The organism is Bradyrhizobium barranii subsp. barranii, assembly GCF_017565645.3.
In the GTDB taxonomy this organism is placed as follows: Bacteria; Pseudomonadota; Alphaproteobacteria; order Rhizobiales; family Xanthobacteraceae; genus Bradyrhizobium; species Bradyrhizobium barranii.
On the sequence record NZ_CP086136.1, the window covers coordinates 923,635 to 937,894 of the forward strand.

General features: G+C 65.3%; 10 protein-coding genes. 9 read left to right on the forward strand and 1 reads right to left on the reverse strand.

Annotation, left to right across the window (positions count from 1 at the left end):
- Positions 1-4: 4 nt before the first annotated feature.
- Entirely contained in the window at positions 5-1,417 is a 1,413-nt protein-coding gene (locus tag J4G43_RS04525; protein ID WP_208084120.1) for an FAD-binding oxidoreductase, read from the reverse strand.
- Positions 1,418-1,595: 178 nt separating this feature from the next.
- Here J4G43_RS04525 and J4G43_RS04530 point away from each other — a divergent pair, with 178 nt between their 5' ends.
- The 9 genes from J4G43_RS04530 (at position 1,596) to J4G43_RS04570 (ending at position 14,251) form a co-directional block, all read left to right on the forward strand.
- Positions 1,596-2,480 (forward strand): dihydrodipicolinate synthase family protein, encoded by an 885-nt coding sequence (locus J4G43_RS04530; RefSeq protein WP_208084121.1) that lies wholly within the window; start codon positions 1,596-1,598, stop codon positions 2,478-2,480.
- Between the two features lie 202 nt (positions 2,481-2,682).
- A complete protein-coding gene (locus tag J4G43_RS04535) occupies positions 2,683-5,016 on the forward strand; it encodes a TonB-dependent siderophore receptor (protein WP_208084122.1) in 2,334 nt (777 codons plus the stop codon).
- A 2-nt stretch (positions 5,017-5,018) separates the two neighbouring features.
- Complete coding sequence (locus tag J4G43_RS04540; protein WP_208084123.1) at positions 5,019-6,047, forward strand: extracellular solute-binding protein; 1,029 nt, start codon at positions 5,019-5,021, stop codon at positions 6,045-6,047.
- Positions 6,040-7,233 carry a PepSY-associated TM helix domain-containing protein gene (locus J4G43_RS04545; RefSeq protein WP_208084124.1) on the forward strand — a complete coding sequence of 398 codons (1,194 nt, stop codon included), beginning with the start codon at positions 6,040-6,042 and terminating at the stop codon, positions 7,231-7,233. The genes J4G43_RS04540 and J4G43_RS04545 overlap by 8 nt, the downstream gene beginning before the upstream one ends.
- A gap of 73 nt (positions 7,234-7,306) precedes the next feature.
- The gene (locus J4G43_RS04550) at positions 7,307-8,539 is read left to right on the forward strand and encodes a rhodanese-like domain-containing protein (RefSeq protein WP_208084125.1); all 1,233 of its coding nucleotides are present in this window, start codon (positions 7,307-7,309) and stop codon (positions 8,537-8,539) included.
- Between the two features lie 120 nt (positions 8,540-8,659).
- Positions 8,660-9,904, forward strand: a complete 1,245-nt coding sequence (gene serA / locus J4G43_RS04555; RefSeq protein ID WP_208084126.1) for a phosphoglycerate dehydrogenase — start codon at positions 8,660-8,662, stop codon at positions 9,902-9,904.
- Between the two features lie 111 nt (positions 9,905-10,015).
- Positions 10,016-11,035, forward strand: coding sequence for a patatin-like phospholipase family protein (locus J4G43_RS04560; RefSeq protein ID WP_208084127.1), 1,020 nt, complete (start codon positions 10,016-10,018; stop codon positions 11,033-11,035).
- Positions 11,036-11,038: 3 nt separating this feature from the next.
- Positions 11,039-12,493, forward strand: coding sequence for a GntP family permease (locus J4G43_RS04565; RefSeq protein WP_208084128.1), 1,455 nt, complete (start codon positions 11,039-11,041; stop codon positions 12,491-12,493).
- Between the two features lie 96 nt (positions 12,494-12,589).
- Entirely contained in the window at positions 12,590-14,251 is a 1,662-nt protein-coding gene (locus tag J4G43_RS04570) for a tannase/feruloyl esterase family alpha/beta hydrolase (RefSeq protein ID WP_208084129.1), read from the forward strand.
- The last annotated feature ends 9 nt before the right edge of the window (positions 14,252-14,260 follow it).

Sequence of the window (14,260 nt, forward strand, 5' to 3'; positions counted from 1 at the left end):
TGTCTCAGATCACCTTGCCGGGATTGAGCAGGTGATCGGGATCGAGCGCGGCCTTCAGCGTCCGCATCAACGCGATCTCGGCTTCGCTCCTGGCGTGGCCCAGCCACTTCTTCTTCAGCGTGCCGATGCCGTGTTCGGCGGAGACGCTGCCGCCCAGCTCGCGCACCAGGCCGTAGATGATCGCGTCCATCTCTTCCTTCGGCTGCTGCTCGACGGAAAGACCGGTGACCCAGGACACGAGATGCAGATTGCCGTCGCCGATATGGCCGTAATAGACGCTCTCGCATCCCTTGATTCCATCGGCGAGCGCGGCCTTGCAGCGGGTGACGAACTCGTCCATCCGCGCCACCGCAAGCCCGATGTCGTAGGAGATGTGCGGACCCAGCACCTGGCCGAACTCGGCGCAGATGTCGCGCACGCGCCAGAACGCCTGCGTCTGCGCCAGCGATTGCGCGACGGCGGCATCTGCGAGCAGCCCGCGCTCCATCAGCTCTTCGAGCCAGGCCTGGAAACGCGGTGCATCCAGGCTCTCGTCGGTGCCTTGGGCCTCGACGAGCACGTAGAGGCCGTGGCCTGCGGCGACCGGTGGCTTCACCCCGGCGCGATTCGTGATCACGTCCCAATAGTCCGGCCACATCACCTCGAATGCCGACAGCAGCGGCCCGAGCCCGCTTCGCGCGGCATCGAGCAGGGCGATCACCGCGGCATAGTCCTTCAGCGCGCACAGCGCCGCCATGGTCGAGCGCGGTTTCGGGAACAGCCGCAACACCACGCGGGTGATGATGCCGAGCGTGCCTTCGGAGCCGATGAAGAGATGCTTGAGGTCATAGCCCGCGTTGTTCTTCATCAGCTTGTTGAGGCTGGTGATGATGGTGCCGTCGGGCAGCGCCACCTCCAGGCCGAGCACCAGTTCGCGCGTCATGCCGTAGCGGATCACGCGGTTGCCGCCGGCATTGGTGGAGAGATTGCCGCCGATCGCGCAGGAGCCGCGCGAGCCGAGATCGAGCGGAAAGAAGAAACCGGCTTCGTCGGCGGCCTTCTGGATCGTCTCCAGCGGCGTGCCCGATTTCACCGTCATCGTCATCGACGCCCGATCGATCTCCTCGATGCCGGTCATGCGCTCGAGCGAGATCGCGACCCAGCCCGGTTCGGGCGAGGCGCCGCGGCAGAGTCCGGTCAATCCACCCTGCGGCACGAAGGGCAGCCGCGCCTGCCGGCAGGTCGCAATCGCATCGGCAACGCCTTGCGCATCGACCGGCCGGATCACCGCAAGCGGCGTTTGCGGCAGGCTCGCGCTCCAGTCGTTGCAATTGCGCGCGGGCACGTCGGTGCCGATCAGCACGGCGGCCGCGCCGAGCTTGTCGCGCAAGGCGCCAAGCAACTGATCGGGCCGCTCAATGGGGCTCACCATGTTCATGCGAGACCTCCTCGGAATCTGGCTGCGTCTCATGCGCGCCGTGATGGTGGAAAGGGTTTGCGTCCATCTTGTATGTAAGGTACAACATAAAAAGTAAAGCAAAAACAAGGCTCGGAAAGCCTCCTAAGATCGTTCGAGATCAGAGGCTTAGTCCGGGGCCGCAGCAATGGGTGGTGAGATGACGGAGGCAATTCGCGGGTTCTGGGTGGCGTCGGCGACGCCGCTGGCGACTGATGGCAGCGTGGACTCCGCCAAGCTCGCCGCTCACGCCAGGCAGCTCTTCGGCAAGGGCGTCGACGGCGTCGTGCTGTTCGGCACCACCGGCGAGGGCACCTCCTTCAATGTCAACGAGCGTGTCGCGACCATCGAGGCCGTGCTCAAGGCCGGCGTCGCGCCCGAGCGGATCGGCATCGGCGGCGGCTTTCCCGCCATCACCGACAGCATCGCGCTGACGCGCACCGTGCTCGGCCTCGGCCTGCGCCACGTGCTGTATCTGCCGCCCTATTTCGACCGTGGTGTCACGCCCGAAGGCATCGAAGATGCTTTTGCTGCGATCATCGACGGCGTCGCCGACGATCGCCTGCGCGCCTCGCTCTATCACATCCCGCAGGTCTCCGGCGTTGCGATCCCGACCGGTGTCGCGGCAAACTTGCGCAAGCGTTACGGCAAGGTGGTTGCGGGCCTGAAGGACTCCAGCGGCGACTTCAAGCAGTTCCAGGCGTTCCGTGCAGCTAGCCCTGATCTCGCCATCACCGTCGGCAACGAAGCCGACATCACCCGCGCGATCGCCGCCGGCGGCGCCGGCACCATCTGCGGCATGGCCAACGTCGTGCCCGAGCTGGTCAAGGGCATGGTTGACGGCAAGGACGTCGAGGCGCGCATGCAAGCCGCGACCGATGTCGTGCTGAACACGCCGTCGTTCCTTGCGACGCTGAAGGCAATCCTCGCCGCACAGACGGGCGACGCGGGCTGGCTCCGCGTGCGCCCGCCATTCCGTGCCTCGTCCGATGGCGTAGCGCTCAAGCGAAAGATTGACGAGCTGATTGCTCCTGCCATCGCGTGAGATATGAAATCTTCGTGACACGTTGCCGCGGATTCGCGTGCAGCGTGTTGCGATAACTGCGACGTCTATTGGTGATTGCCGTTCGGTGCGCTGATGCGCTTAGAACGATTCAATACTAGAGCGATTCAAGCTCGCCTACGGTTCTCTTCGATCCCGCCGACTGTTACAGGCGCACACTTCAATGTTCTTGACTTGAAGTGGAATGAAAGTGCGTGCCCTCGTGGATGGCCAACGCGTCAGCGGCCATCGTCATCATGCCGGCAAGAGCCGTGCAGGTCTTTTCCTCGGCGCAGCGGTGCTGCTCGTCGAATCCCCCTCGAACACGACGACCGCGCAGGCGCAGTCAGCGCTGCCGCCGGTGACAGTGGAAGCGCCGGTGCAGCGGCCGAAGCCGGCCCGCGCATCTGAATCGCCCCAGCGCCGGACGCAAGCCGCCGCGCGCCAGCGCAGCCGGAATGCCGCCGCACCAGCAGCACCGACAATATCGGAACGTGCGGCAGCCGCGGCCGCCGCGCAGCAGGCTGCCAAGCTCGGTTACCGCGCGATGCCGAGTTCGACCACACTGCGCAGCGGCGCCTCGCCCCTCGATACCTCGCAGGCGGTCAACATCGTGCCTGAACAGGTGTTGAAGGACCAGCTCCCGCGGAACATCGACGATGCGCTCATCAACGTCTCCGGCATCACTCAGACCAACACGCTCGCCGGCAGCCAGGACGCGGTGATCCGCCGCGGCTTCTGCGATAATCGTGATGGTTCGATCATGCGCAACGGCATGCCGCTGGTGCAGGGCCGCAGCTTCAATCCCGCGGTCGAAAGCGTCGAGGTGCTGAAGGGGCCGGCCTCGCTGCTCTACGGCATCATGGATCCCGGCGGCATCGTCAACACCATCAGCAAGCGGCCGGAGCTCTATCAGCACAGCTCGGTCACGCTGCTCGGCTCGGCATTCAGTGCCTCGAAAACCGGGGCCGACGGCCTGCTCGACGTTACCGGTCCGATCGGCGATCAGGGCCTTGCCTATCGCTTCATCGGCTACGGCGTCAGCGAGGATTACTGGCGCAATTTCGGCCGTCACCGCGAGATGCTGGTCGCACCGTCGCTGGCCTGGTACGGCCAGGACACGACGGTCCAGCTCAATTACGAGCATCGTGAATTCATCTATCCGTTCGACCGCGGCACGGCGTTCAATCCGGTGACCAAGGCGCCGCTCGCGGTGCCTTCCACGCGCCGGCTCGATGAGCCCTTCAACAACACCTGGGGCACCTCGGACTTGATGCAAGCCTCGGTCGAGCACCGCTTCAACCAGGATTGGAAGCTTTACGCCGGCTACAGCTACAACACCGAAACCTTCAGCGCCAACCAGCTCCGCATCTCCACCCTCAACTTCACGACGGGCGTCGAGACGCGCAGCAACGACGGCACGCAGGGCTCGCTCAGCAATGCCAGCTACGGAACGTCGTACATTTCCGGCAGCTTCTGGCTCGGCAATATGCGCAACGAGGTGGTATTCGGCGGCGACGGCCAGTATCGCACCATCTACCGCGACAATCTGATCCGGCAGGCCACTCCCGCCATCAACGTCTACAATCCCGTCTACGGGCTGGTCGGACCGGGCACGACGGTGTCGAACAGCGATAGCGCACAGACCGACAAGCTCGGCCAATGGTCGCTGTTCTTCCAGGACACCCTGCATCTCACCGAACGGTTCGCGCTGGTCGGCGGCGTCCGTTACATGGACTACGACCAGATCGCCGGGCGCGGGAAACCGTTCATCACCAATACCAACGTGTCGCAAGACAAGGTGCTTCCCCTCGGCGGCGCCATTCTCAAGCTGACCGAGGAAGTCTCGCTGTATGCGAGCTACACCGAGTCGCTGAAGCCGAACTCGACCATTGCACCGATCGGCATCGTGATCGACTCCAATGTCGCGCCGGAAGAAGGCGTGTCATACGAGACCGGCGTGAAGTTCGATCTGAACAAGCGTATCTCCGGTACGCTGGCGCTCTACGATCTCGACAAGAAGAACGTGCAGACGACGAAGACGAACAGCGCTGGCGTGGTGGAACTCCATACCGTCGGCCGCGCCCGCTCGCGCGGCGTCGAGCTGGACGTGACCGGCAGGCTCACCGACAGTTGGGCCCTGATCGGCAGCTATGGCTATACCGACGCGCGGGTGACGGCATCCGAAGATCGGTCGCTCTACGGCATGAAGCTGCAGAACGTCGCGCTGAACACGGCCTCGCTCTATCTGGTCTATGATTTCGGTACAGCTTTGCCGGGCCAGCTCCGCCTCGGCGGCGGCGCGCGCTATGTCGGCGACCGTCCCGGTGATGCGATCAACAGCTTCTTCTTGCCGTCCTATGTGGTCGCCGATATTTTCGCGACCTATGAGACGAAATACCAGAACGCGCCGGTGATCTATCAGCTCAACGTCAAGAACCTGTTCGACACCGTCTATTATCCCTCCGCCGTCAACAATCTGAACGTCGCGATCGGCGATGCGCGCCGCGTGTCGCTGTCGGCAACGGTGAAGTTCTAGCGATGGCGGTGCGGCACAAAGCCATCGCGGTCCTGATCGCGGCGGCGTCTGCCTGCCTTGCTGCCACAGGTGCGAGCCGCGCCGAGGAGATCACGCTCTATTCGACCAGGGAGGTTGCCCTGGTCGAGCCTGTCGTTGCGGCCTTCACGGAAGCCAGCGGCGTCAAGGTGAAAATCGTCTTCGTCGAGGACAGTCTCGTCAAGCGCTTGGTATCGGAAGGTGACACGTCGCCTGCCGACCTATTGATGACGATCGGGCTGGACAAGACGACCCAGCTCTCCACCCGCGGTCTGACGCAAGCCTTCACGTCGTCGCGTCTCAACCAGGTCGTCCCTCCAAATCTTCGTGGTAACGGTACGCAATGGCTTGCGCTTTCCGTCCGACCGCGTGTTGCATTTGTGCGCAAGGACAGCGCGCTTGCTTCGATCGACTATGAAGACCTCTCCGATCCCAGATGGCGCGGCAAGCCCTGCATGCGCTCGCCGCTGCATCAGAACAATGTCGCGCTGGTTGCGGCCTATCTCGTCCATCACGGCGAGGCCGCGACGGAGGCCTGGCTCGCGGGCCTGAAGGCCAATCTCGCCCACAAGCCTGATGGCAAGGACAACGACGTGATCCGCGAGATCGCGCAAGGCACGTGCAAGATCGGCATCGGCAACACCGTGGCATTGGCGCAATTGCGCGACGGACGCGAAGGGGCCGACTGGCGTGCCTGGGCGATGGAGGTCAAGGCGGTGCCATCAACATTTAGGGGCGGCGGCACGCATGTGAACCTCACCGGCGCGGCTATCGCGAAACAGGCGCCGCATCCGGCGTTGGCGCGACAATTCCTCGAATTCCTTGTCACGCCGGCAGCGCAGCGGATCTTTGCCGCTGCCGAGTTGGAATACCCCGTGCTTGCAGCAGCGGAGCGTGCACCGATCGTTGCCGAAATGGGCACGTTCATCGCCGATGCAACGTCGATCGACCAGATCGCCGCACGTCAGCAGGCCGCGATCTCGCTTATCAAGAAGGTTGGCTTCGATGAGTAGGGTGGGGCATCACATCAAGGCCGCTCTGCACCAGATTCACTCGATCGCGGGCCTCGTGCTTGCGCTGCTGCTGGCCTTGATCGCGCTGACCGGCGCGATCATGAGCTTTGAGGACGAGATCGGCGACTATCTGAATAGCGGTATCATGCAGGTCGCGCCGCGCCAGGCGCCGGCGCTGATGCCGGACGAACTGGTGGCCCGGCTGAAGGCGGGGCAGGACCTCGGCAAGGTCTCGGCCGTCACGCTGTCGAGCGATCCGGCCGCGGCGGTGCGTGTCCGCTTCGCGCGTGACGAGCAGGGCGCGCGGCCGACATCGCTCTATGTCGATCCCTACGACGCGCGCGTGCTGGGTGCGCCGCGTGGCGAGGAGTTCTTCGCGACTGTGCGCAGGCTGCATCGCTGGCTGTTGATCCCCGGCGATGCCAAGGGGTGGGGACGCCAGATCACCGGCATCGCCGCGCTCGGCCTGATCGTCATGCTCATCTCGGGCCTCGTGCTGCGCTGGCCGCGCCGCGCCGGCAGCGTGAAGATGTGGCTGAAGCCAAATCTCGACCTCAGCGGCCGCGGCCTGCACCGTTCGCTGCACGCGGTGATCGGCACCTGGGTGTTGCCGGTCTATCTGGTGATGACGCTGACCGGGCTGTGGTACTCGTTCGACTGGTACAAGGATGGGGTGGTCTGGCTGCTGTCGCGCCCAGACGTCACTGCTGCGAAGTTGCAACCCAAGATGTCCGCAAAGGCGCCGCGCGCAGCCGGCCAGGCCGAGCCGGCTCAGCCGGTCGGATTCGATCGTGCATGGACGACGCTCCAGCATGAGGAAGGCAAACATTTTTCCAAAGCGTTGCTGACGCTGCCCGCCGGACCCGGCACGGTCATCCGGATCCGGTCGTGGCCGAAGGATTCGACGCTCGATACCACGCGCGACGAATTCCGCGTGGATGCGGTCACGGGGCAGGTGATCTCGGCGGAGCGCTATGCCGACAAGACGGTTGGCGAGAAGATCATCGCGAATGTGCTCGACATCCATCGCGGTGCGTTCCTGGGCTGGCCGGGCAAGCTCGCCTTCATGATTGCAGCAGCGTTGATGCCGCTGTTCTCGGTCACCGGCATTTTGCTCTATCTGTCGCGCCGCAGGCTGCGGCGTCCCGCGCAGCCGCCGCTTGGCCGGCTGGTTCCGGGCGAGTGAACGGCCGCGAAGGCTAGCCAAGCGCGCGACAATCGTTCAAAAGCCCTTGGCCTTACTTGCCAGGGTTCACGCCATGAAGCTCCCCACCGTCACCCCCGCCGATATCCGCCGCGCGCTGCTGCTCCGCGAGGAGATCGCGCTGCTCGATCTCAGGTACGAGGCCGGCTTCGCCACCGGGCATCCGCTTTTTGCCGCCAACATGGCCGCGGACCGGATCGCGATCGAGGCCGAGCTGCGGTTGCCACGCAAGGACGTCGCGATCGTGCTCTATGATGATGGCGAGGGACTTGTTGCAACCGGCGCCGAGCGGCTTGCCGCGCTCGGCTACACCAATGTCAGCGCGCTCGAAGGCGGGCTGAAGGCCTGGCGCGATGCGGGCTATCAGGTGTTCGAGGACGTCAATTCCTATTCCAAGGCATTCGGCGAACTGGTCGAGGCACGCCGCCACACGCCGTCGTTCAGCGCCGACGAGGTGGCAAAGCTGATCGCGGACAAGGCCAACATCGCCATCCTCGATGTTCGCCGCTTCGACGAATATGCGACCATGAACATTCCGGGCTCGGTCAGCGTGCCCGGCGCTGAGCTGGTGCTGCGCGCAGGACAGGCCGCGCCCGACCCTGAGACCACCATCATCGTCAATTGCGCCGGGCGCACGCGCTCGATCATCGGCACGCAGTCGCTGATCAATGCCGGCGTGCCCAACAAGGTGCGGGCGCTGCGCAACGGCACGATCGGCTGGACGCTGGCGCGGCACGCGCTCGATCACGGCGCCGACCGGCGCGGTGCGATCGGGCCGTTCGAGGGGGGCCCGGCCAATGCCCGCGACGTCGCCTATCGCGCAGGTGTTCGCCACATCGGCGCGAACGAGGCGAAAGCGCTCGCGGCGCAGACCGATCGCACGCTCTATCGTTTCGACGTACGCGACGCAGAGGAGTTTGCGGCCGGTCATCTCCCGGGCTACCGGCATTATCCCGGCGGGCAGCTCGTTCAGGAAACCGACATGGCCGCACCCGTGCGCGGCGCGCGTATCCTCCTGACCGACGACCAGGGCGTGCGTGCCGACATGACGGCATCCTGGCTCGCCCAGATGGGCTGGGAGGTCTACGTCCTCGAAGGCGGCTACGAGGGTGAGCTCGAGGTCGGCCCGCCGCGCGTGCTGCCGAAGCCCGATCCGGCGCATCGCTACCGCCGGCCCTATGAGGGCACTGGCGTCGCCGAGCGCGCGATGCAGGCCTATCTCGACTGGGAATACGGTCTCGTCGAGCAACTCCGGCTCGACGGTACGCACGGGTTTTACGTCATTTGACTGGGCGGCCACCGTAAACACTTACCGCCCCGCCATCTTCTCCCCATATCCAAACCCTATTGTGCTGCATCTCCCCCGCGGTCTATGAGCTGCGGCAAAGCTGTGACCTACGGAGATTCCATGCCAGCCCCAGGCCAAAGCCCCGAGCGGAACGCGAAGGCGCTGTTGCTCGAAGGCGTCAATGACAGCGCTGTCGACTTGTTCCGGAGCGCGGGCTTCACCAATGTCGAGCGGTTGACCAAGGCGCTGGACGGCGAAGACCTGGGGCGCGCGCTGAAGGGCGTGTCGCTGCTCGGTATCCGCTCGCGCACCCAGATCACCGATGAGGTGCTCGCGGCTGCGGACGGGCTTCTCGCGGTCGGCTGCTTCAGCGTCGGCACAAACCAGGTCGATCTCCTGGCGGCGCGCAAGCGCGGCATTCCCGTGTTCAACGCGCCGTTCTCCAACACGCGCAGCGTCGCCGAGCTCGTGATCGGCGAGATCGTGATGCTGCTACGGCGCATCTTCCCGCGCTCGGTGTCGGCGCATGAGGGCGGCTGGGACAAGTCGGCGACCGGCAGCCGCGAGGTGCGCGGCCGCACGCTCGGCATCATCGGCTACGGTAATATCGGCTCGCAGCTGTCGACGCTGGCCGAAGCGATCGGCATGCGCGTGATCTATTTCGACCGTACCGACAAGCTTCGCCACGGCAACACCGAGCCGGTCGAGAAGCTGGAAGAGCTGCTGGCGCAGAGCGATGTCGTCAGCCTTCACGTGCCCGAGACGCCGGAGACATCAGGCATGATCGGCGAGACGGAGCTGCGGGCGATGAAATCAGGCTCGTTCCTGATCAACAACAGCCGCGGCACCGTGGTCGATCTCGATGCGCTCGCGGGCGCCCTGCGGAACGGCCATCTCGCCGGCGCAGCCATTGACGTGTTTCCGGTCGAGCCGTCGTCGAACTCGGATCGCTTCAAGAGCCCGGTGCAGGGCCTCGAGAACGTCATCCTCACCCCGCATATCGGCGGCTCGACCGAGGAGGCGCAGGAGCGCATCGGCGGCGAGGTCGCGCGAAAACTGGTCGACTATTTCATCACGGGATCGACCATGGGCGCGGTGAATTTCCCGGAGGTGCAGCTGCACTTGCGTCCCGCCGGTGCGCGCTTCAGCCATGTCCATCGCAACGTGCCGGGCATGCTGCGGCGGCTCAACGAGGTCTTTCTCCAGCGCGACATCAACATCGTCGCGCAATACCTGGAGACCGCCGGCGACCTCGGCTACGTCGTGCTCGACGCCGACCTGGCAGGCCAGGATTCAGATGCATTGCTTCAGCAGATCCGCGCGCTCGACGGAACGGTCGGCGCGCGGCTGGTGTTCGAGCACTAGGCCGGCGTCACGTTCCAGTTGCATTACGCTGCCAAGGTTCTCTAAACTGTCGTTATTCTCGGCGTGTGACAAATCGCGTCGAATTTGAGCTTCAGTTGCGTGGGTGCCGCCATGGAACGGGACGCCGTACTGATCGATCTCGCGCTTCAAGGTGGCGGCTCGCACGGCGCCTTCACCTGGGGCGTGCTCGACCGTCTTCTGGAAGAGAAGTGGCTCACCATCGCCGCGATCTCCGGCACCTCCGCGGGCGCGATGAATGCGGCCGTGCTCGCAGACGGGTGGATCGCGGGTGGCGCCGACGGCGCGCGCGACGCGCTCGAAAAATACTGGCGCCGCGTTTCGAAGGCTGCCGCCTTTAGTCCGCTCCAGCGCTCGCCGCTCGATCGATTGATGGGGCGCTGGACGCTCGATACGTCGCCCTTCTACATCCTCACCGATTTGATGTCGCGCGTGCTGTCGCCCTACGATCTCAATCCGACCGGCTACAATCCGCTGCGCGCGGTGCTGGCCGAGAGCATCGATTTCGAGCGGCTCGCGAGCTCGCCAATAAAGCTGTTCGTCACCGCGACGCGGGTGCGCACCGGCCGCGGCCGCATCTTCCGCAACGCCGAGATCACGGCGGACGTGCTGCTGGCATCGGCCTGCCTGCCGACCATGTTCCGCGCGATCGAGATCGACGGCGAGCCCTATTGGGACGGCGGCTTCGCCGGCAACCCCACGATAACGCCGCTCATTCGCGAAAGCGATGCGCACGACACGATCCTGGTGCAGATCAATCCGACCGAAACGCTCGAAGAGCCGCGGACGGCTGCGGAGATTCTCAATCGATTGAACGAGATTTCGTTCAATTCGCCCCTGATGAAGGAATTGCGCATGATCGCGCTGCTGCGCCAGGCGGCCGACCCCGGCAGCGGCGAGGGCGCGCGCTGGGCAAAGATGCGGACCCACCGCGTCAAGAGCGACATGCTGGCGAAGTTCGGCGCGTCATCCAAGCTCAACGCCGAATGGGAGTTCGTCTCGATGCTGCGCGCCGAGGGGCGCCTGGCCGCGGACGCGTTTCTCGCCGCGCACGGTGCCGACATCGGCCGGCAATCGACCGCCGATCTCGACGTCCTGCTGTCGGAGTGCTGAGGCATGGGTCTTCTCGGCCTCCTCGTCGGGCTCGCCCTGCTCGTCCTGTTCGCTTTTCGCGGCTGGAGCGTGCTTCTGCTGGCGCCGTTCGCGGCGCTCGTTGCCGCGTTGTTCGGCGGCGAGCCGCTGCTTGCGAACCTGACCCAGGTGTTCATGGTGCATGCAGCCGGATTTCTGGCCCAGTTCTTCCCGATCTTCCTGCTTGGCGCGGTCTTCGGCAAGCTGATGGACGATAGCGGCGCGGTCACGTCGGTCGCCGCCTTCATGGCGGAGCGCCTCGGCGAGCGTCGCGTGATCCTGGCGGTGGTGCTCGCCGGTGCCGCGGTGACCTATGGCGGCGTCAGCCTGTTCGTTGCATTTTTCGTCATCGTTCCCATGGCCCGTTCGCTGTTTCGCGCGGCTTCAATCCCGCGTCGCCTGATCCCGGCTGCTATCGTGCTGGGGACGTCGACCTTCACCATGTCGGCGTTGCCGGGCACGCCGTCGATCCAGAATGCGATCCCGATGCCGTTCTTCGGCACGACGCCGTTCGCAGCGCCTGGTCTCGGCATCATCGCCTCCCTCATCATGCTCGTGACAGGGTTGTGGTGGCTGCACCGCGCTGAAGCCGCAGCGCGCCGTGCTGGAGAAGGCTATGGCGACGATATCGAGGGCGCGACCGAGCGCGCCGCCGCCGACGAGCTCGTGCGCGAGCGCGCCACGACCGCGCGCGAGTTCGATCCGGCGGAACTCCAGCACGGTCAGCGCAGCGAGCGGCCGTCGCCCGTGTGGAGTGCGATCGCGCCGCTGATCGTGGTCGTCATCGTGAATTTGGTGATGTCGCTCGTGGTGCTGCCGCGGCTCGATGTCAGCTATCTCGCCGAGCAGCGTTTTGGTGAAACGACGCTCGCGGCCGTCGCAGGCGTGTGGTCGGTCGCGGTCGCGCTGACTGCGGCCATCGTCACGACCATCGTGCTGAACCGGGCCCGCCTGCCGGCGCTTCGCCGCACCATGGACGCCGGGGCCAATGCATCCGTCCTGCCCGCGTTCAGCGTCGCCAGCCTTGTCGGATTCGGCGCTGTCGTCGCCTCGCTGCCGGCATTCACGATCGTGCGCGACTGGGTGCTTGCGATCGAAGGCGGACCGCTGGTCTCGCTAGCGGTTGCGACCAACATCCTGGCCGCTCTGACCGGGTCGGCGTCAGGCGGCCTGACCATTGCCCTCGACGCGCTCGGCCAAACTTATGTCGAGCTCGCCGCGCGCACCGGCATAGCCCCTGCGCTGATGCACCGCGTGGCGGTGATCGGCTCGGGGACGCTCGACATCCTGCCGCACAATGGCGCGGTGGTCAGCCTGCTCGCGATCTGCGGCCTGACGCACCGTGACAGCTATTTCGACATCGTGATGGTCGGCATCGCGACGTCGCTGCTGGCGCTGGTGGCCGTAATCGCATTGGGCAGCGCGCTGGGATCGTTCTGAAGGAAGGCCAGCGCAAGCGATTGACGGAAGGGCGAAGGTTGCATTGAATGCGGCCAACCGTCGGATACAAAAATAGGGAAAGCCAGGGTGGAAACGATGACGCGAAAGAACGCGAAGCGGTGTGCATTGCTCGTGGGTGCGGCGGTCGCGCTGAGTGCGAATGCCGTGTCGGCGGCGACGCTGGCGGAGGATGCGGAGATGGTCTGCAAAAGCCTCGCTGGCGGCGCCGATGCCGTGAAGATCGTTTCCGCGACATTGCTGGCGCCGTCGCAACTGGCTGTCGCCGAGCGCGGGCCGACGCCGTCTGGGCGCATCACGCCGGCCAATCCCGGTTTCTGCAAGGTGCTGGGTCACATCGACCCAACCGATCCCAAGGCGCCGCCGATTAAATTCCAGGTCAACCTTCCCGTCGAATGGAACGGGCGCTCCGTTCAGTATGGCGGTGGGGGCTTTAACGGCGTGCTGATCACCGGCCTTGGGCTGCCGCCGGCCTATCCGTTCGACAAGCCGTCGCCGCTGGCGCGCGGCTTCGTCACCTACGGCACCGATTCCGGCCATGAGTCCAAGCCAGGCGAGCCGCCGCAACTGTTCGCGCTGAATGACGAAGCCTTCGAGAATTTCGCCCACCGTGCCTACAAGAAGGTGCGCGACGCCGCGGTTGGGCTGATGGAGCGCGCCTACGGCAAGAAGCCGGAGAAGATGTACTTCATGGGCTCCTCCGAGGGCGGCCGCGAAGGCCTCACCATGGCGCAGCGCTACCCCGACGATTTCGACGGCATCTTCGCCCGCGTGCCCGTGATCAACTGGGTCGGTCTGCAGCATGCCGGTACGCGCTCGGGCCTTGTGACCATGGGCGAGGGCTGGATCAATCCGGCGCAGGTCAAGCTCGTGGCCGATTCCGTGCGGCAGGCTTGCGACAAGGCCGACGGCTCCGATAATGCGCTGGTGCAGGACCCCGTAGCCTGCAACGCAGCGTTCAAGGTCGAGACGCTGCGTTGTGCGGCGGGCCAGAGCGGCGATCAGTGCCTCACCGATGCACAGATCAAGGCCGTGAACACGCTGCACGGGACCTACAAATTCCCGTTCGCGCTCGCCAACGGGCTCGACGATTATCCGGGCTGGGGCGTGTCGGGCGAGGATGCGGCGGCGATCGGACCGACCGGTGGCTGGGTGGCGTGGTGGCTTGGCACAGCGCCACCCGCGCAGCCGCCTGCCCCCAACAACGGCATCGCCTGGATCTACGGCGCCGGCGGCATTCAACATGTGTTCGCACGCGATCCCAAGCTCGACGTCACCACCTACAAGGTCGAGGAGCACAAGGCGCGGCTGCTAGAGGTCTCGAGCCTGATGGATTCGACCGATCCCGATCTCAGCCGGTTTCGCGGACGCGGCGGCCGGCTCATCATGCTTGAGCACATGGCTGACTATGCGCAGAGCCCATATGCCGGCATCCGCTATTTCGAGAGCGTCGAACGCAAGCTCGGCAAGGCCGAGACGGCGGAATTCGCGCGGCTCTACACCGCGCCCGGCGTCGACCACGTCGGCTCCGGCGCGCCGGCCAATGTCGACATGCTCAGCGCGCTGGTCGAGTGGGTCGAGCAGGGCAAGGGACCCGGCGACCTCGAGGTCAGCGAGCAGAAGGTCGAGGCGCCCACGTTCGCAACGCTCCGCGCGCTGCCGCTGTGCCGCTGGCCGTCTTGGCCGCACTACAAGAGCGGCCCAGTGACGGAGGCGTCGAGTTTTACTTGCGCACCGTGAGGAACGGCG